Source organism: Dawidia cretensis (assembly GCF_018598175.1).
Classification (GTDB): domain Bacteria; phylum Bacteroidota; class Bacteroidia; order Cytophagales; family Cyclobacteriaceae; genus Ohtaekwangia; species Ohtaekwangia cretensis.
The window spans coordinates 24,562-43,389 of record NZ_JAHESE010000016.1; the positions used below are offsets into that span (position 1 = coordinate 24,562).

Annotated in this window: 20 protein-coding genes; 7 read left to right on the forward strand and 13 right to left on the reverse strand. The window is 53.0% G+C overall.

Annotated features, from left to right (window positions below; genetic code table 11):
- The first annotated feature begins 31 nt into the window (after nt 1-31).
- Nucleotides 32-979, forward strand: coding sequence for an NHL repeat-containing protein (locus KK062_RS15975; RefSeq protein ID WP_254085324.1), 948 nt, complete (start codon nt 32-34; stop codon nt 977-979).
- A 267-nt stretch (nt 980-1,246) separates the two neighbouring features.
- Complete coding sequence (locus KK062_RS15980; protein ID WP_254085325.1) at nt 1,247-1,690, forward strand: cold-shock protein; 444 nt, start codon at nt 1,247-1,249, stop codon at nt 1,688-1,690.
- Between the two features lie 4 nt (nt 1,691-1,694).
- Here KK062_RS15980 and KK062_RS15985 read toward each other — a convergent pair whose 3' ends face one another.
- Together KK062_RS15985 and KK062_RS15990 are read right to left on the reverse strand one after the other, a co-directional pair.
- Nucleotides 1,695-3,482, reverse strand: coding sequence for a MutS-related protein (locus tag KK062_RS15985; protein ID WP_254085326.1), 1,788 nt, complete (start codon nt 3,480-3,482; stop codon nt 1,695-1,697).
- An 11-nt stretch (nt 3,483-3,493) separates the two neighbouring features.
- Nucleotides 3,494-3,976 (reverse strand): free L-methionine (R)-S-oxide reductase MsrC, encoded by a 483-nt coding sequence (locus tag KK062_RS15990; protein WP_254085327.1) that lies wholly within the window; start codon nt 3,974-3,976, stop codon nt 3,494-3,496.
- 113 nt (nt 3,977-4,089) lie between these two features.
- Between KK062_RS15990 and KK062_RS15995 the strand changes: the two genes are divergently transcribed.
- Nucleotides 4,090-4,821 (forward strand): CTP synthase C-terminal region-related (seleno)protein, encoded by a 732-nt coding sequence (locus KK062_RS15995; RefSeq protein WP_254085328.1) that lies wholly within the window; start codon nt 4,090-4,092, stop codon nt 4,819-4,821.
- Here KK062_RS15995 and ribD read toward each other — a convergent pair.
- Entirely contained in the window at nt 4,781-5,827 is a 1,047-nt protein-coding gene (ribD, locus tag KK062_RS16000; protein WP_254085329.1) for a bifunctional diaminohydroxyphosphoribosylaminopyrimidine deaminase/5-amino-6-(5-phosphoribosylamino)uracil reductase RibD, read from the reverse strand. The genes KK062_RS15995 and ribD overlap by 41 nt on opposite strands.
- Nucleotides 5,828-5,855: 28 nt before the next feature.
- Between ribD and prmC the strand changes: the two genes are divergently transcribed.
- A complete protein-coding gene (gene prmC / locus KK062_RS16005) occupies nt 5,856-6,713 on the forward strand; it encodes a peptide chain release factor N(5)-glutamine methyltransferase (protein ID WP_254085330.1) in 858 nt (285 codons plus the stop codon).
- A gap of 12 nt (nt 6,714-6,725) precedes the next feature.
- On the opposite strand, the gene KK062_RS16010 is transcribed toward prmC, so the two are convergent.
- The 9 genes from KK062_RS16010 to KK062_RS16050 are packed head-to-tail and all read right to left on the reverse strand — an operon-like array spanning nt 6,726 to nt 12,665.
- Nucleotides 6,726-7,079: a 2Fe-2S iron-sulfur cluster-binding family protein gene (locus KK062_RS16010; protein WP_254085331.1), complete on the reverse strand. Its 354-nt coding sequence runs from the start codon at nt 7,077-7,079 to the stop codon at nt 6,726-6,728.
- 9 nt (nt 7,080-7,088) lie between these two features.
- On the reverse strand, nt 7,089-7,823 hold the full coding sequence (gene ric, locus KK062_RS16015) for an iron-sulfur cluster repair di-iron protein (RefSeq protein WP_254085332.1): 735 nt from the start codon (nt 7,821-7,823) through the stop codon (nt 7,089-7,091).
- Nucleotides 7,811-8,251, reverse strand: a complete 441-nt coding sequence (locus tag KK062_RS16020) for a hypothetical protein (protein WP_254085333.1) — start codon at nt 8,249-8,251, stop codon at nt 7,811-7,813. The genes ric and KK062_RS16020 overlap by 13 nt, the downstream gene beginning before the upstream one ends.
- A complete protein-coding gene (locus KK062_RS16025; protein WP_254085334.1) occupies nt 8,248-8,664 on the reverse strand; it encodes a group III truncated hemoglobin in 417 nt (138 codons plus the stop codon). The genes KK062_RS16020 and KK062_RS16025 overlap by 4 nt, the downstream gene beginning before the upstream one ends.
- Nucleotides 8,661-9,068 carry a cytochrome C gene (locus KK062_RS16030; RefSeq protein ID WP_254085335.1) on the reverse strand — a complete coding sequence of 136 codons (408 nt, stop codon included), beginning with the start codon at nt 9,066-9,068 and terminating at the stop codon, nt 8,661-8,663. The genes KK062_RS16025 and KK062_RS16030 overlap by 4 nt, the downstream gene beginning before the upstream one ends.
- On the reverse strand, nt 9,065-9,331 hold the full coding sequence (locus KK062_RS16035) for a hypothetical protein (protein WP_254085336.1): 267 nt from the start codon (nt 9,329-9,331) through the stop codon (nt 9,065-9,067). Before KK062_RS16035 ends, KK062_RS16030 begins: the two co-directional genes overlap by 4 nt.
- A gap of 4 nt (nt 9,332-9,335) precedes the next feature.
- Nucleotides 9,336-10,364 carry a cytochrome c gene (locus KK062_RS16040; RefSeq protein WP_254085337.1) on the reverse strand — a complete coding sequence of 343 codons (1,029 nt, stop codon included), beginning with the start codon at nt 10,362-10,364 and terminating at the stop codon, nt 9,336-9,338.
- 13 nt (nt 10,365-10,377) lie between these two features.
- Nucleotides 10,378-12,183: a cbb3-type cytochrome c oxidase subunit I gene (locus tag KK062_RS16045; protein ID WP_254085338.1), complete on the reverse strand. Its 1,806-nt coding sequence runs from the start codon at nt 12,181-12,183 to the stop codon at nt 10,378-10,380.
- A gap of 47 nt (nt 12,184-12,230) precedes the next feature.
- Nucleotides 12,231-12,665, reverse strand: a complete 435-nt coding sequence (locus KK062_RS16050) for an RrF2 family transcriptional regulator (RefSeq protein WP_254085339.1) — start codon at nt 12,663-12,665, stop codon at nt 12,231-12,233.
- 158 nt (nt 12,666-12,823) lie between these two features.
- On the opposite strand from KK062_RS16050, the gene KK062_RS16055 reads away from it, so the two are divergent.
- The gene (locus KK062_RS16055; protein WP_254085340.1) at nt 12,824-13,600 is read left to right on the forward strand and encodes a Rossmann-like and DUF2520 domain-containing protein; all 777 of its coding nucleotides are present in this window, start codon (nt 12,824-12,826) and stop codon (nt 13,598-13,600) included.
- Between the two features lie 4 nt (nt 13,601-13,604).
- Here KK062_RS16055 and KK062_RS16060 read toward each other — a convergent pair whose 3' ends face one another.
- Nucleotides 13,605-15,392 (reverse strand): M2 family metallopeptidase, encoded by a 1,788-nt coding sequence (locus KK062_RS16060; RefSeq protein WP_254085341.1) that lies wholly within the window; start codon nt 15,390-15,392, stop codon nt 13,605-13,607.
- 471 nt (nt 15,393-15,863) lie between these two features.
- Here KK062_RS16060 and KK062_RS16065 point away from each other — a divergent pair, with 471 nt between their 5' ends.
- Both KK062_RS16065 and KK062_RS16070 read left to right on the forward strand, forming a co-directional pair.
- A complete protein-coding gene (locus KK062_RS16065) occupies nt 15,864-17,144 on the forward strand; it encodes a sensor histidine kinase (RefSeq protein ID WP_254085342.1) in 1,281 nt (426 codons plus the stop codon).
- Between the two features lie 129 nt (nt 17,145-17,273).
- A complete protein-coding gene (locus KK062_RS16070; protein ID WP_254085343.1) occupies nt 17,274-18,812 on the forward strand; it encodes a glycine--tRNA ligase in 1,539 nt (512 codons plus the stop codon).
- Nucleotides 18,813-18,828: the final 16 nt, after the last annotated feature.

Genomic DNA, 18,828 nt, shown 5'->3' on the forward strand with positions numbered 1-18,828 from the left:
CCATAACCCGAATATTCCCTTGTTGAACTTCATGAACTTTACCCGATCGTTTTCTTCTGTTGTTGTTTTGCCGCTGCTCGTATTGCTGGCGTCTTGCGCCGATACTAATACGGACCCGACATATCCCAAGGCCACACACCTTTACTTCACCGACTACTCCGGTCGGCAAGTGGGCGTGGTAGACCTGAACAACATCGGCACGTACACCTCGTTGTTTGATGCCAACGACGGCCTCGACACGCTGGCAGGCTTAACGATCGACTTTACCAACGATCACATTTACACGGTAGAAGAGACCAACAACCGCGTGTTGCGTCTGAACCTTGACGGTTCCGATAGCCCCACCGTACTTTACGACGAGGCAGACAGCGTAAGCATGCCGACGGCCATTGCCATCGATGTGCAAAACAAACTGTTGTACTGGGCCAACTCGGGAACGGGTCAGTTAAAAAGCGGCCCCCTTGCCGGTGGCGACGCTTCGGGCTCTATGTTCAGCTACCGCGAGTACATAGACTACTGCTACGGTCTGGTGATCGACAACAGAAACCACTTGTTGTATTTCTCCGACCTGGGCGACCAGGCTTCTATCTGGGCTGCCCGTACCGACGGAACCGGTTCCCGTGGCGTTCTTTTCGGCAGCAGCATTCTGAGCCTTCAGAATCCGTCAGCATTGTATTATGACGAGCCATCGACTTCACTGTTCTGGGCGGACGAAGGGTTGCAAAAAATTGTTCAGGGAACGATCAACGGCGGTACGCTCGTACTGTACGACCGCGAAGACGGCGTCACCCGCCCCGACGCAATTGCTGTAGATCGTGGAAACAGCATGATTTACTGGTCAGAGACCGCCACCGATCCTGATACCGGTGCAAAAACGCATCAGATCAAACGGGCAGCGCTGGATGGCAGCGGCACCCCGGAAGTGGTCGTGGACGGCGTCGAGTCGTACGGCATGGTGCTGCGTTTTGCAAACCAGTAGTTGTCGGAACGGTATGAGCTAATCGCGAAGACCGGAAGCCCCTGATTTTTACAGTATTTTCAGACGATTGCGAAGGGACGGCTAAAATTAAAATAGTCGTAACAACGACTATTGCCGTGCAATCCGCTCCAGGAATTGTATCTTTACAGACGACTTCGTACGCCTAATCCAGCTTCAGTGCGCTTTATCGGTTTGATGGCGCAACTTTCCCTAGAAAAACGTTGTTGGCGTATTTGAACAATAAAATATTAACCCTAATAATAGCCTATGGCAGAAACATTCAGTAAAAGAGAGAACGAAAAAAAGAAAGACCAAAAGAAAAAGGAAAAGGAACAGCGCAAAGCTGACCGTAAAGCAAACTCCAAATCCGGCGCATCGTTGGATGACATGATGGCGTACGTGGATGAAAATGGTAACATCACTACGGTACCGCCCGATCCGACCCGGAAAAAAGCCGTCATTAACGAAAATGATATTGTCATCGGCTCCCGGAATATCGGTGGTCAGGAGGCAGCTCCACTTCGTAAAGGACGCGTTTCTTATTTCAACACGTCCAAAGGATACGGATTTATTAAAGACCTGATGACCCAGGAAAGTATTTTCGTACACGCCAATGCGCTAAGCGCGCCGATCAAAGAAGGCGATATGGTGACATTCGAAACCGAGCACAGTGCAAAGGGCCTGAATGCTATTCAGGTTAAAAAGAACTAATCGGTCAGACGGGGATTATCCCCATCTTCTTCATTAAGAACGTGGCATTCATTTTCTGCGCGAGTCCCGGCTTGAGTTTGTAATCAAACGAAAGCTGGTCATTCTCAATTGTGGCCTCAAAGCAATAGCTTTTTACCTGCTCAGGATACTCCTGCTCAAGCTCGCCCAGCGCCAGGTCGTGTGTAGCGATCAGCGCCAGGCAGGGGTGGGGCAGCAGTTGTTTTACCAGGGCGATCGAGCCCGCTTGCTTGTCGGTCGAGTTTGTTCCTTTTAAAATCTCATCCAGCAAAATCAACAGCGGCCGGTCCTGACGCAATTCGTCCATGATGGTCTTCAGCCGGTTCAGCTCGGCATAAAAATACGATTGATGATCTTTTAATGAGTCGGCTGTACGCATACCCGTGCGCAGGCCGATCACGGGGCAACGAAATTCTTCGGCACACACCGGTGCGCCGTTCAACGCCAGCACCAGGTTGATGCCGATCGTGCGCAGAAACGTACTTTTTCCCGCCATGTTTGCCCCGGTAATGATCAATACCGATTGTTGCGCGCCCACCGACAGGTCGTTGTCGACGCGTTCTTCAGTGCTGATCAACGGATGCCCCAGGGCCTTCACTTCAATGGCGAGCTTCTCCTGAAGGGTGGCGTACCGGAACGCCGGATGATTAAAGGCAAAGGTGCCGAGGCTGCAGAGCACTTCGGTTTCGCTGATGGCTTCCAACCAGGGAATGAGCTGGTCGGCATGCCGGGCTTTCCATTGCTCCAGTTTGTATACACACCGCAGGTCGTACAGAAACAAACTGTTCATCACAAGGGAGGTCATGGCATTGAGCCGGGCGTCGAGTGCGCTGACGCGTGCTGCCAGGGTGCGTACGCGTACATCGGCTTCGTGTGCCTGGTGGGTGAGCCGTTGTAGCAACGGCGCTTCGAACCGCTCGCGCTGCATCTCGTGTAACAACCGCGCGTATTTACGGAGTATATTTTTTTTGCGACTGATATAGTCGTGAAAGGCATTGATCTTTCGGAGGTGAAAACCGAGAAAGGCCCATTGTGACAAGGCAAACAAAATAGCCCACGGCTTTGCCTGTGCGACAAAGAATGAAGCGATCACCAGCAGCACGGTAACGGCGGGCATGATCATAAGCCCGTAGCGATAAAACGCTTTGCCATATAAAAACGCCGGCTGCTTTAGCCAGGTTTCCAGCTGCTCGCGATCGCCGGCCTTTTCGTCGGCACTCATGCCGGCCGCCTGGAAGTGCTGGCGGAAATCGGTGGCGCCGGCCAGCGCCTGCACCGCCTGCTGGTAGGCTACGATATCTGGTGCGGTGGGTAATGGATGCGCTAACCGGTATGCAAATTTTTTCTTGCCACTCAACGTATTGCAGCGATTGACGGCCTGGAACAACGAGCCTTCGCCAAAGATGTCGAGGTCGTGTGTATAGGGATGATGCGGGTCTGTGAACTCGATGCCCGACGGAAAAGCATCGTGATCGCCGGTCAGCGACTTGCGTTCGCCTTCGTTTAAGCGGACCAGGTTTTCCAGGTGCACGCGCTGGTCGAACAGCTGCGCGTGATATTTCACGAGCGCGATGAACGCCGCCAACAATGCCAACGCACCATAGAGGTATAGATTGTCTTTTGCCAGACCAACATACAGCACGATCAGAAACACCACGGCGGTGGCCAGGCGTATATTCGAAACGTTGTTGATCTTCTTTCGAAGGGTTGCCAGCGTCGCCGCAAAGGCAGCGTGTCGTTGGGTATAAAAGGTGTCGAGCTCAGCAGATGTCATACAGGCACAGATTACAGAAGACCCTCGATGATACGCATGATCTTTTCCAGGTATTGCTGGTCAACGGCATCGAAGTCGGCCAGCTTGTCGCTGTCTACATCCAGCACGAGGGCTACTTCGTTGTTGTTAAAAGCAGGTAGTACAATCTCCGATCGCGAGGCTGAGCTGCACGCGATGTGCCCCGGGAAGGCCTCTACGTCGGGTACAAGAATAGTCTTTTGTTCTTTCCAGGAAGCTCCGCACACACCCTTGCCAAAGTCGATGCGGGTACAGGCGATCGGACCCTGGAAGGGGCCCAGCACCAATTGATTTTGTTTGACGAGGTAAAAGCCCACCCAAAAGAACTCCATCGATTGCCGTAGCGCCGCGGCGATGTTGGAAAGATTGGCGACCAGGTCGGGCTCGCCCGTTACGAGCGCTTCGATTTGGGGAGCCAGTGTTTTATACCGTTCTTCTTTGTCGGTAGAGGTGGAAATGATAAGCTCTTCTGCCATGCCTGCTAAACTGTTATTTTGATGGAATGTTCCAGGGTGCAAGGTTAACGTTTTCCGGGCACCCAGCGTTTACGCCTGTAGCAGGAAACATTATTTTTATCCAAAACATCCCCATGAAACCCATCCACATCGCCCTGATCGGTGACTTCAATGAAAAGAAGCATACCCACCTGGCTCTAAATACATGTGTCGGACATTGCCGTGAAAAATTACAGTTTCCCGTAAAAACTACCTGGATCCCCACAACAGCCATTCCCGACTCAACCGTGTTGTCACGAGACTACGATGGTCTGTGGATTACGCCCGGCTCACCCTATGCAAACGACGAAGCGGTCTACGAAGTCATTCGCTGGGCGCGGGAGCAAAACGTTCCGTTGCTGGGCACCTGCGGTGGTTTTCAATATATGGTGGTTGAGTATGCCCGAAACGTGCTCGGCATGCTGGACGCAGCGCATGAAGAAAGCGACCCCACCCTGCCGCAGCTTGTTGTTGCTAAGCTGAGCTGCTCGCTGAAAGGTCAACAAGAGGAGGTTCGGATTACAGACAGACAGTCCTGGTTATACCGCGTATTACAACGCGATGTGATTACAGGCTTCTTTAACTGTGCGTATGGGGTAAACCCTGCCTATACCGATAGGCTCAATCAATATCCTTTTGTGTTTACGGCATTTTCGGAAAGCGGTGCAGTACGCGGTGTGGAGTTAAAAGGTCACCGCTTCTTTGAAGGCACCTTGTTTCAACCGCCGCTGGAGTCTACACCGGAGGTGCCCAATCCTTTAATCATGAATTTCTTTGAGCACTGCGCTACACCGGTAGCGGCCGGAACCGTTGCAACAGATCGGTAGCAACGGGTACCTGTTCCGTTAGCGTAGCGTTCAACACGGGCGCGCTGACGCCTTTGCCAAAACGTTGGGGGGAAGTAAAGACACGTGCCTCGTCCCACAGTCCGCGTTCGATAAACAGTTGAAGAATGGTGGTACCACCTTCTACTACCACCGACTGGATCTTTTGCCGGTGCAGGTCGTGCAGCAGGTTTAACAGAAAGTCGTTTTCATCCAGCCGGACAAACGAGATGTTCGGACGCTCTTCGTGTTTCAGTACATTGTAACACAGCGTGCGTTGTGCGCCGTCAAACAGATGCAAGTTGTTGGGTAAGCGCAAATACCGGTCAATGACGACACGCACGGGATTGCGTCCGGTCCAGTCGCGTACGTTCAACTGTGGGTTGTCGTGTGCGGCGGTGCGGCCGCCGATCATAAAAGCATCTTCTTCGGTGCGCCAGCGGTGTACCAGCTGCCGCGCGTATACATTGCTGATCCACTTGGAGTCGTGGTTCTGCCGGGCAATAAACCCGTCGGCGGTCTGGGCCCACTTGAGTATGATATACGGCCGTCCCTTCTCCATCGCGGTAAAGAAACGTTGGTTCAGTAGCCGCCCTTCTTTTTCAAGTATACCGGTGATGACTTCAATGCCGGCCGCGCGCAATTTTTTGATGCCATTGCCCGCCACCAGGGGATTCGAGTCCAGGTTGGCCACAACGACCTTCGCCGGGCGATGTGCGATCAGCATGTCGGCGCAGGGTGGAGTCTTGCCAACGTGCGAGCAGGGCTCGAGGTTGACATATACCGTGCTGCCGGCGACCAGGCTTTTGTCCGCCAGGTTTTGTACGGCATCTACTTCGGCGTGAGGGCCGCCATATTGATGGTGCCATCCTTCGCTGATGATCTGGTTGTCGCGTACGATCACACACCCTACCAGGGGGTTGGGGCTTACGTGACCGCGACCCAGTGTGGCGAGCTCCTGCGCGCGCCGCATAAAAAACTCATCGTGCGAGTGATCGTGCTTTTCCATTGATTATACTTGCAAAGATTGCCAGCCCATGATGAATTCCAAAACAATGCTTCACGATTTCGTACGCCGCCTCACCTTGCGCGACGATCCGGACGAGATCCAGGGCATTGCATACCAGGTGTTTGAACACCTGTTCCACCTCTCGCGCACCGAAATGCTCATGGGCAAAGAAATTATCCCGACGGCGGCGGAAGAAGACCGGTTGGCAGAAATCGTAACGCGCCTCAACCGCCACGAGCCGATACAATATGTGTTGGGAGAAGCCTATTTCTTCGGGCGCAAGTTCGCGGTGAGCAGTGCGGTGCTGATTCCGCGCCCCGAGACCGAAGAGCTGGTACAAGCGATATTGCATCACTCCCTGCCGGGTGAACCAGACTCTTTATCCATCCTGGACATCGGCACCGGCAGCGGCTGTATCGCTACTACCCTGGCCCTGGAGCTGCGCCCGGCAAAGGTATATGCTACCGACGTAAGCCCGGCGGCGCTTCAGGTTGCCACGCAAAACGCGAATACTCTACAGGCATCTGTATCCTTCCTGCCACACAATATTTTAACAGAGCCACTGCCTTTTACGAATCTGAGCGCCGTTGTCAGTAATCCGCCCTATATTACAACGCGTGAGCAAGCAGCCATGCATGCCAACGTACTGGACTACGAACCTCACCTGGCGTTGTTTGTGCCAGACGACGACCCGCTGTTGTTTTACCGTGCCATTGCCGCCCGTGCTTTCCCGGCATTAGTATCAAAAGGTCTTCTGGCTGTTGAGATTAACGAACAGTATGCCGCTGCTGTGGAGGAGGCTTTTCGTGCGGCGGGGTTTAGTAACATGAAGACGGTGCGGGACATACCGGGCAAAGACCGGATTGTGATGGCCGTGAAGCCCTGAGCAGGAGGAATATCAATATAGCCCGGGTTCTTCGTCCTGCATAATTTCTACCCGCAGTCCGTGGAGGCGTTCGTCGATCGGTATATGACATGACAACCGGCTGGTAGGTAATACGCCCGTTATTTTACCCAAGGTATTGGGCTCATTGCCCGAGCGCACCAGTAATGTCTCTTCGGCATATTCCGGTAAGCGTACGTGGCAGGTGCCGCAACGACCAATGCCTTTGCAGTCGCCGAAGTTTACCATGTAGAGTTTGTCGTAGATCAACGCCATCAAGCTGCGGTATTCATGTGTATAGGTACGAAGAACGTGTTCACGTTCTTCGTACACTACGGTTACGGCTATATCGGTTTGACGTGTTGGCATCGTGGTGAATCAGGCAGCGCCTGGCTCGTTCAGGGCTTCTTCAAGTTGAACGGCTTTCGCGAACAGAATGTTGTTTTCCAAGTGAATGTGCAAGTGCATGTCCTTTTCGTAGTCCTTTAGCATTTTATACGTAACGGTATAGGTAGAGCAGGCATCGGCGGGCGGCGTGTAGTCGTTGCTGAGCGCGGCCATTTTCTGAAGTTGTTGTCCTTCGTCGAGGTGGTCGTCCTTCATAGCATGGATGGGATTGCTGATGCTGCCAAAGATCGGCGAACTGACAGGCTCGTGGCTTTCGCGGGCTTTGGCCAGGCGCTTGATATAGGGGAACAACATCAGCTCCTCTTTTTTCATGTGCACGGCCAGTGCGCCGGATGTTTCTTGAAAGATGCGACGAATCTCGTGCAGCTCGGGATGACGGTTGCCGTGTACGGCGCAGATCTTGTCGAGGTAGCCCTGAATGATGGGTGTTTTCTCTTCTACATAGTGGTGGTGACGTTGGTAAATATAGTCGGCGAGCAGGTCGAGGGGCCAGGTGTCGAAGTTTACGCCGTCGCTGCCTTCGGCTTCCAGCGCCTGCAGGGCTGCGGTCACTTCGGCGGGGTCGCGTTGGCTGGCGCTGCAGGCCTCTGCCAGCGTTTGGCTGCCCATGCAGCAAAAGTCCAATCCGAATTTTTCAAATACTTCGGCAGCGCGGTATTGTTTTTTGACGATCTCACCCAGGGTGAGGGTTGTTAGAGTTTCCATGTAGCTAATAATTTAAATCCGTATAATAAAAGTGAAATGAGCTTGACGGCCTCCAGCACAACAAAGTTGATATGCGCGTTGGAAGGCGGCGGTAGTTTACCCGCGAGGTATATGTCAATGTGCGATGATAACAACGGTAGGAGCCAAACGCTCTGTACTATCAGGATGGCCAGCACCACGAGGTAAAACACCTCGGTGCCCCAGTCTACCTTTCGTTTAAAAAGCCAGGTAAAGGCGAGCAGCACGGCAAACGTCAACTCTACTTTATTTAACGCGGCAAATACTACTTTGCCAATGCTGAGTCCGGTCGTCAGCGTGACGCCGGGCGCTGTGAATTTAAGCCAGGCTTCCAGGAAGCTAATGGCCCCGACACAGCCCGCCCAGATAAATGGAATGGCAATCTTACCGTATGCTATTTCTTTTCTCATGGTGCTTTGCGGATGGCGGGCAGATCGTGCAGGGCTTTCTCTTTGCCGGCATGGATGCGGCCATAAAAGGTATGTGCCATGATCATGGCGCGGCGTTTGGCTTCATCGGCAATCAGTCCTTCGAACCGGTCGTCGATGGTGGCGTAGAATAAGTTAATCCATTGTTCGAAGTGTTCGGCCTCTAAAGGAAGTGCAGCGTGCCTGGCAAAAGGATTTCCTACATACCCACGCACGCCAAACAGCGCTGCATTCCAAAAGCGGTACATGATCTCGAGGTGTGGTTGCCAGTCGTGTATACGCGCAAGGAAAACTGGTCCCAACAACGAGTCAACCCGTACTTTATCATAAAAGGTGTCGACGAGATATTTGATGTCGTCGATATTCTCAATGTCTTTCTTTCTGGTGGTTGTCATAACGCAACTTGTAGTGATGTGATAAAATAATAGGCGGCCCAGCCGGCAAATAGTATAATGGCAGCCCAGATCCACGCCGGCGCACTGCGGGGTGTTTCGCTTCCTTCGATAAGGAACTTGTGCTGGTCGCCTTTGCCGTAGGCATTGATCATGAGGGGCAGCACACCATCTACAACGTCGTGTGGCTTCAGACCCTCGATGCTAATGGCCGGGCCGTTGCGAACGGTGAATGGTATGGTACGGAGACCTTCCTTGCCGGACGGATCCTGCCCTACAATCTTGAGCACGTGTTCGCCGTCTATGAGTCGGCGCGTATCGAGCTCAAAGTGGATGGGCGTATAAAAGTCGCCCAGGGGAACCGTCTCGTCGTCCAGGAAGAGGCGCACTTTGCTTTTTTCGCTCATACAGATTCCTGTGTAAAAATGCTATGCTTGATATGGTCTGCCCGTTTCTCGCCGGGTCTGATCAGCCACTTGATGGAGTAAAAGAGTGTAATCAGTACCACGATGGCGATCGTGATGACAATGACGTAGTCCCAGTTGCTTTGCGGACCCGCGCCATGCGTAATGCCGCGCAGCACTTTGGGTTGTTGTTTCTTACACACATCGCAGGCGAAAGAGGCACGATACAGTGCTACTGCCAGCAAGGTTATGATGATTCTCTTCATGTTCTTATGGATTATTCTTTTTTGATTCCAGCATCGCGATGATGTCTTTGACTTCGGCCACCGACACTTCGCGTGCCTTGTTACCCCAGCTGGTGCGCTCGTGGTTGATGATGGCCGTGATCTCTTCGGGCCCGAGATGGTTGATCGTGCCGATGGCCGGCATCTCACCGTATTCTTCGCGGGCGTTATACCCATGCAGGATAATGTCGATCAATATTTCCGGATTGTCGTTTTGGACAATGGCGCTTCCCTTCAGCGGCGGGAATGCACCTTTGAGTCCGGTGCCGCTGGCCTGATGGCAGGCCTGGCAGTTGGCGGCATAGATCGCGGCACCATCCAATGCCGCCTCGGTTGGCGCGATCTCGGTGGATGTATTGGCCGCGGCTTGCGCCGGTGCTTGTGATTTATACAGGAAAGCCGGTGTTGCGGTGCCATCGGGCAGCGGCGCTTGTTGCAGCGCTTGCAAGTAGGCAACCAGTTGCAGGGCTTCGCGTGTGGCCACTACCGTGCCTTGCTGGCCGCGCAGAAATTCAGTCGGTACGTTTACCACCTTGTCGCCTTCTTCTACATGTTCTTTGATTTCGAACATCCACGCGTAAGCGGGCATGACAGATTCTTCTACCACCGCGCGCGGATTGTACAGGTGCAACAAGTGCCAGTCAATACTGGGCAGCCGGGCGCCGATGTTGGTCAGGTCGGGGCCGGTGCGCTCGGTGCCCATGAGGGTAGCGGTGTTCATCCACCAGTGCATGCGCGTGTTGTGGGCATAGTCGGCGGCCACGTTCGGACGTGGGCCCCAGACGTTGTCCATGGCGACGTTGCGCACTTGTTGCGAGTGACAGGCCACACAGCCGTTGGCAATAAAGACATGCTTGCCGGCGAGCGCGTCTTCGCTCAATGGCTCGGTGCCGGGCAGCGGCGCGTTGTTCTCCTGGTTATACAGCGCCGGGAGTATGGCGATGACAAGCGACAAGCCTACAAAGAACAGGAAGGCGGTGGTATATAAGTATGTATGATTACGAAAGAGATTCATATCGGTCAGAAGATTAAGCCAGGACTTCGCGTACAGGCGCTGCCGCCCGGTGGGCCACGCGGGCACCCACCACCATGCGATAAAAATTATAGGCAAAGAGCAAGTGCGACAGCCACATCAGCGAGCCGCCGATGGCGCGCCACAGCCAGTAAGGAGCCATGAGCACGACACTTTCGATGAAGGGTTTACCGTCCATCCACATCAGGCCGCGCAGCGTACCGCCGATCATGAGCGGAATGGTATAAAACATCAGCCCCAGGAACGCCAGCCAGAAGTGAGCGCCCACCAGCCACTGCGGCGGCTCGTGGCCTGTGAGACGCGGCACCAGGGCATAGATGCTGGCCCACAGCAAGAAGGCGATGATGCCATACATGGTCAAGTGCGAGTGTGCCACGGTGAAATCTGTAAAGTGCCACAGCAAGTTGGTAAACCGGAAGGCCTCGGCTGTTCCCTGAAAGGAGCCGGTGAAGTAAAAGATGATGCCCGTTACATAGAACGGTAGCGTATAGCTGCTGCCAATCTTGTTCCAGCCGCCTTTTAAGGTCATGAAGAAGTTGGTCGTGCCGGCAATGACTGGTATCAACATGCCCATGCTTCCCACAATAGCCACCGTTTGCAACCACCAGGGTATGGAGCTGAACACAAAATGGTGCGTGCCGATAAGGGTATAGAAGAGGATCTGTGCCCAGAAAGCCAGGATGCCGAGACTATAGGAATATATCGGCTTGTTCAGCTGTTGCGGCAGGAAGTAATACACGAGGCCCAGGTTGAAGAGCATGAACCACATGCCTACCCCCTGGTGCATATAGTACCCTTGCACGATTGTCTCGCCCAGGCCGTTTTGCCACGTAGGCCAATAGGCAATGACGGTGATCACCAATACAAAGATGATGGACGAGATGATGTACCAGTTAGAAATATATATTTCGGTGGTGGTACGCCGTGCTACGGTACGCAGGAAGTTGATGAGGGTAATGATTAGTCCCACGCCGAAGAGCGCCATCACCGGCCAGACATATTCGCGGTATTCGCCACCGGCGTTGTTGATGCCGCTCATCAGGCAAAGACTGCCGAGCACGACCGCGGCATTGATGAGAATCAGGGTCTGCCAGCCCTGGCGTAAGCTTGCGATCGTTGTATTACTAACCTTGGGCACGACATAGTATCCCAGACCGAGCATCGCGAGGGATGACCAACCCCAGAACACGGCGTTGGTATGTACAGGGCGCAGACGCCCGAAGCTCAGCCACGACGTGGTATCCACATCAGGCGATACGAATTTGATCCCCAGGTATTCGCCCACGGTGGTCCCTACCACCAGCCAGAACGTAGCCGTGCCCAGATACCACAAAATGAGACGCGTCAGCATCGGGTCAACAGCCGGCCTTGCCTGTGCTTTTTTCTTTTCGGCTACAAAGGGTATAGCGTGGTTATTGCTGGCCTGTTGAATGACACCGCGGCTGTCGTCCGGGGCGTAGGTGCCTGCCAGCTCGCGGCCGCTCAGGTGATATGCCGCGGCGGGTTTGTACTGTAAGCGAGTGGCATCGATGGCCTCACCTTCGAGGTATTCAAGCTGATCGGCTTGCGTGGTGGGTTGCTTTTGCCACTGCAGACGGAGCAACGTTCTGCGTACCTGCAACACCATAAAGATGAATGCAGCCAACAAGGGAATAAGAATCAGCACCAGCGTAATGAGAATACCGGGCTGCGCTAACAAAGGGGCACTTTGTTCTGCCACAGGCTGTGCGTAGCCTGCCCGTGGCAACGCGGGAGCCGTGAGCAAGAGAGTGTAGGTAAGAAGCGATCGAGCAGGTTTCATAACCGTATATATTAAGACATTTTTGTCCTTTATTAGAGTAAATTTTTTTAGACGCGCTTCAGGTGTAAAACTCCTTTTTCCAGGAGCTCATTGAACTCGCCCACCTGGGTAGTTTCTAAAAGTGATCTGATCTTATTGCGGATGAGCTTAAACTCATCGTGTATGGGGCAGGGCTTTTTCTCATTACACTCCGGCAGGCCGAGGCCACAACCATTAAAAAGTTGATCACCGTCGATTGCCAGTACAACTTCGGCCAGCGTTACTTTCAGGCCCCGGGCGTCCATATAAAAGCCGCCATTGGGACCTTTGACTGATTGCACCAAACCTTGCCGGCTTAGCGCTTGTAATATTTTGGCCATAAACGCCTCGGGCGAATCAATGCCTTGCGCGATGTCTTTCAACCCGACACGCTCACCCTGCCGCGATTGCTGGGCGATGTAGATCATCGCGCGTATGCCGTATTCACAAGCCTTTGAGAACATGCCGTTTGGTGGTTGGTATGACGTTGAACGGGACAAAGATACAACGGGTTGAGGAATAAAGGATAATTTTGTCTTTTTATTTACCCGCCGATGGTTCTGGTAATCGGATGCGGTTTTTCCCGGAAAAAGGGCATTTTTACAATCGAAACGTAACAAGTATGCAGGTATCGATCATCGGTTCGGGCAACCTGGCGTGGCATCTGGCGCCGGCCCTGGACAACACGGACTTTGCCGTCCGCGAGGTATATAGCCGGAACCCGGCCCACGCCGCCGCCCTGGTGGAAAAGCTATACGAGGGCCAGGTGAAGGCGTCGCTGGACTTTTCTACCAGCACATCGCGCATCTTTATCCTGGCGGTGACCGACGATGTTATAGAAGACGTTGTGCAAGAGATTATCCTGCCGGCCGATGCTATCCTGGTGCATACGTCCGGCAGCAGGCCCTTGAGCGTGTTGGGCTTTGCGGCCACGCCAAATATCGGTGTGTTTTATCCCCTGCAGACTTTCTCCAAATCCAAGAAGGTAGATTTTGCCGACATACCGCTCTTTATAGAAAGCGATAACAAGGAGACCGAAAAGGTATTGCAAAAGATGGCCAGGGCGCTGGGTCGCGATGGGGTGAAGATTACGTCTCATGACCGGAAGGCTTTGCATGTGGCGGCAGTGTTTGCGTCGAACTTCACCAACCATATGCTGCTGCTGGCGCAGGAGGTTATGAAAGATAATAGTCTCAGCTTTGATTGGCTGAAGCCGCTCATTGCCGAGACTATCAATAAGAGCTTAAGCATCGGTCCCGAGAATGCGCAGACGGGGCCGGCTAAGCGCGGTGACTTTGAGATCTTAGACAACCATATGATCTTTTTACAGACCGACCCGTCGTTGGCGGAGGTGTATAAGATCGTGAGTCAGCATATCGTCGATCGGTATCATACTTAGTCGGCTATAGTTGCTCGGGCAACGTATACTTTCGCCCCTGGTTTTCGGTCTTGAGCCATTGCATGAGCGGCTCGAAGTAGCGTACCATGGCCGTTGCGTTCATGTCTTCGCCGGTGGCTTCTTTCAGTACGTCGCGCCAGTTTTTAGAGGCGCCGGAAGCCATGATCTTCTTTAAGAACTCACCGGTCGATTGGTTGCCAAAGTAATTGGTGGCGCGGGCATCCTGGTGCAGGATCTTTTCGGCAATGTGTTGGTGCAGCTGGAACAAGATGACATACGACAACGCATAGTCATAATATTGTGCGGCATCGTCGTTGATGTGTGTCTTGGTGGCGGCGTCGCAGTATGTTTCTTCGCGTTCGGAAGGTGGTACAATGCCTTGATATTGTTTTGTCAGCTCCCACCACTTTTTGTTGAACTCGCTTTCGGGTAGGTTGTCGGCGTACAGCGCCTTTTCAAATTCACTCATGGTGCCAGCGGCAAATGGAATGAAGACGGCAAAGTTGAGTGCCTCTTTTAACAGGATCTGAATGGAGTCGGTCCTGGTGCCCGGAGCGATCAATCCGCGGCCGATGAGGTAAGGCTTTTGCATGGCGGCCATGCCCATCATGCTGCCGATGGCTTCGTGAAAAGCGCGGTTAGCACCTTCGCGCAATAGCGGCGGTATTTCGGGAGTAGTATAACTTTGATAATAATAGATGTGGCCCAGCTCGTGGTTGGATGTTTCAAACCACTCGGCGTTGGTCTCGATGCTCATGAGGCTGCGCAGGTCGTTGTTCAGATCGATGTGCCAGGCAGATGCGTGGTTATTTTTCTTTACCACCGAGTCGGATGGATAGGGGTATAAGCTGGACTTTTCCCAGAACGACGCCGGTAAGGCATCGAAGCCCAGGCTCTTATAGAATGCTTCGCCTTCCTGGACAATCCACTGCGGTGTTTTTGTCGCCAGCACGCTGTCGACGTTCAGCCCTTTAACATCGAGCATGGCGCTCCAGTCCTGGCCCCAGCGGTTGGGTAGCCAGTGTGCCGGCAGGTAGTCGGGTATTTCTGTGGCGCCGTACTTTTTGGCCAGGGTATAGCGGGCGTAGGTATGCAGTTCGCGGAACAGCGGGCGCAGTTCCTGGTTGAGGCGCTTCATGAGCTCCATCATGTCGGGTGTGGAAAGGCCATAGTCCGATACCTGGTACGAAAAGAAGTCGGGATACTTCAGGGCCTGCACGGTTTCGTTGCGCAGCCGGCGCAGGTTTACCAGGCCGGGCTTTAATACTTTGCCCACTTCTTTGCTGGCGTTCCAGGCGGCCAGGCGTTTTTGTTCGTTGCTTTCGGTCTTGAGAATGTTGTCGATGTCGTTGGTCGACACGGATTTACCGTCCAGGGTATACGCAAATCCAAAGAGCTTTTCAGTTTGGGCTACCGAGGCGCGGATTTTTTCTTTCACCACGCCGCTTACGGTTTGCGGGTCGCTGCCGGCTTTATACAGTATTATCTCCAGCTGGCGGATTTGCAGGGGGGTGAGCTTGTCTTTCTGCGCCAGGAATTTCTGCGCCTGCCCGATGTTTTCTACGCTGCCGGTGAAGGAGGCAAGGGCTTCATCGGCTACGCGCGAGTTATAGGCATTGACCGTATCGCCTTCTTTAATCTCGATATTGGTTTGCCAGGCTGCCTGGGAGGACGCGGTATACCGTTCCACATAGGTCTTGGTATACTGATCGATGAACTTTTGGACGTCTTGTTGCGGATTGGAACAGGCGCCCCATAAAATGATGGCCAGTAGAGGTAAATACCGTCTCATACACGTAAATAGGTTTGGTAATCGGTGAAGGTATATAAAAAGTAGGCGCTTGGGCAAGGGGACGTGGGTAGCGGGTTAACAAATGATATCTCTTCGGGGGCTGGGAGGGTTTCATAACGACACGGGACCACGCAATCTTCGCAACCATCGTATAGGGTTGTGCATTTTTATTGAAATAGTGCTTTTGATACCAGGAAACGAGCTATATGCCGGTAGAAAGTACGGTCGGTGTGCAACCCGTGTGTGGTGGGCTGCCTCAGGGTCATCCTCCAGTCGACCGGATAAGCGCCCGCATTATCCCTGAATAACTATAGGTTGTCCATTTTATCTTGATTGCTTTGTTGAGGTGCAATTTTCCCAAACTGTGAATTTCCACTAAAAAACTTGCATGGCTACCAGCCACCCGAGAAATCTAAAATCTACCCCGCGCCATCCGCCTACTTTTGCCCAGAGGCAAATATTACTGTGGGTATGTCGCTGAAGAAGAGAGTACGGAACATCATCATTGGGGAAGACCGATACATTGAGTCGTGGGGGGAGTACAAACAGGTCATGCTGTCGGGGCACTTCGCGTTGATCGGTATCTTGTTATGCCTGGTGTATATGTTGTTCGACTTTTCGTCGGGTAATTACGTATCGATCCCGGTGTTTGCCACGGCAATTTTTTTCCTCGCACTCTCCGTCTTTATACATCGCCAGGGCGACCATGGGCTGGCAAACTACTTCATGCTGCCCACCATCAATATTACGGTATACCTATTTGCCGCCAGCGAATCGCCCAATACCGGGGCGTTTATGTTTTTTATTGTAGTGGCCGTCGCCGCTTTTGCGGTGTTTAACTACAAGGAGCGCCTGGTGTCGATTTTATTTGCGGTGTTCACCTATATACTTTTTGCGCTGGCGTATTTCATCGATTTCAGCATTATGCCGAAGCGTGACTACACCGAAGAAATGCTGCTCTTTCATGTGGTGGTGAATTTTACTGTCGCCTTGCCCGCCACGACCATGGGTGTCTACCTGCTGATCAGCCTGAATCATTATAACGCCATTCAGTTGGTGCAAAGCAACGAGATGCTGACCAAGACCAACTCCGAGCTGGACCGCTTTGTATACAGCACCTCGCACGACCTGCGTGCGCCGCTCAGCTCCGTGCTGGGGTTGATCAACATTGCCGACCGCACGGAAAACCTACAGGATGTCAAACGGTACCTGTCCATGATGAAGGAACGGGTCCATTCGCTGGATAAATTTATTCGGGATATTACCGATTACTCCCGCAACAACCGCCTGGAGATTGTGCGCGAGAAGATTAACCTGTCGGAGATGGCCCACGAGATCTGGGACAGCCTGAAGTTCGCGCCCGAGGCGGAGCGCATTAACTTCCACGTGGAGATTCCCCAGGATGCCTTCGTGGAGTCGGACAAGAACCGCTTGCGTGTGATCATGGGCAACCTGATTTCCAATGCTATACGGTACCACGACCTGGCCAAGGCCGAGCGGTTTATCAGGCTGCAGCACCAGATGAACGGCAAGGTGTTTTACCTGCGCGTGGAAGATAACGGGCAGGGCATCGCACCGGAGTATCACAGCCGTATTTACGACATGTTCTATCGTGGCAACGAGCAATCCAAAGGCTCGGGCCTCGGCTTGTATATTGTAAAGGAGGCGCTTGTCAAACTGTCGGGTTCCATACATCTGGAATCGGCACCGGGCAAGGGGTCGATCTTTACCGTAAAGTTGCCGAAGCGTTAACCGCCGCTTACCTTTTTCGGGAAAACCGGCTCCTAACGACCGAAAGGATTCCTTTTTCAGACCGGGCGTTTAACAAATTCCCACAGCCTGTACGCCGCAGACTGTGGACTAATATTATCTTTGCCCGCTATGGCGAATGAAGACAACCTTTTCAAGAATGTGATTGCCCATGCCAAGGAGTATGGGTTTGTTTTTCCATCCAGTGAAATTTATGACGGGCTTAGCGCCGTATACGACTATGGTCAAAATGGTGCCGAGCTGAAAAACAATATCAAGGAATATTGGTGGAAGTTCATGACGCTACTGCACGACAACATCGTGGGCATTGACGCCGCCATCTTTATGCATCCCACCACCTGGAAGGCGTCTGGCCACGTAGATGCCTTTAACGACCCGATGGTAGACAACCGCGACTCGAAGAAACGTTACCGCGCGGACCAACTGATTGAAGGTGTGATCGAGAAGCTGGAGGAGAAGATTGAGAAGGAAGTTGAAAAGGCCGCCAAACGCTTTGAGAATTTTGACCGGGCCATGTTTGTGACCACAAACGCCCGCGTGGTAGAATATCAGAAAAAAATTGATGACATCAACGCCCGGCTGAAAGACGCCATGGGCAATGGCGACATGGCTGCCATGAAGCAACTGATCGACGACCTGGAAATTGCCGACCCTATCTCCGGCACAAAGAACTGGACGGACGTGCGCCAGTTTAACCTGATGTTCTCGACTGAGATCGGCTCGCTGGCCGATGATGCCAATAAGATTTACCTGCGTCCTGAAACGGCCCAGGGCATCTTTGTGAACTTTCTGAACGTGCAGAAGACCGGCCGGATGAAGATCCCCTTTGGTATTGCGCAGATCGGTAAAGCCTTCCGCAACGAGATCGTCGCGCGCCAATTCATTTTCCGTATGCGCGAGTTTGAGCAAATGGAGATGCAATTCTTTGTGAAGCCGGGCGAAGAGATGAAGTGGTACGAGTACTGGAAAGACAAGCGGATGAAGTGGCACCAGACCCTGGGCCTGGGCAGCGAGAACTATCGCTACCACGACCATCTCAACCTGGCGCACTATGCCAACGCGGCGTGCGACATTCAGTTCAACTTCCCGATGGGCTTTCGCGAGCTGGAAGGTATACACTCGCGTACCGACTTCGATCTGAAAGCACACGAAAAGCATTCCGGTAAGAAGCTGCAATACTTCGATACCGAAGATAACCAAAACTATATCCCCTACGTGGTAGAGACGTCGGTGGGGCTTGACCGGATGTTCCTGTCGGTACTCTCCAAATCGTATGTGGAGGAGAAGCTGGAAGACGGCAGCGAGCGTGTTGTGCTGCGTATACCCGCACCGCTGGCGCCGCACAAGGTGGCTATTCTGCCGCTGATGAAGAAAGACGGCCTGCCCGAAAAGGCAGAGGCAATCATGAACGACCTGAAATACGACCTGCGCTGCTTTTACGAAGAAAAAGACGCCATTGGTAAACGTTACAGAAGACAGGATGCGATCGGCACACCGTATTGTGTTACGGTCGATCACCAAACGTTGGAAGACGACACCGTCACCATCCGTGATCGCGACACGATGAAACAAGAGCGTGTGAAGATTGCCGAATTGAAGGCGAAGCTGGTCGACGCCTGCTCGATCAACAACTTGCTGCGGAAGATCTAATCACGTTTAACAGGAA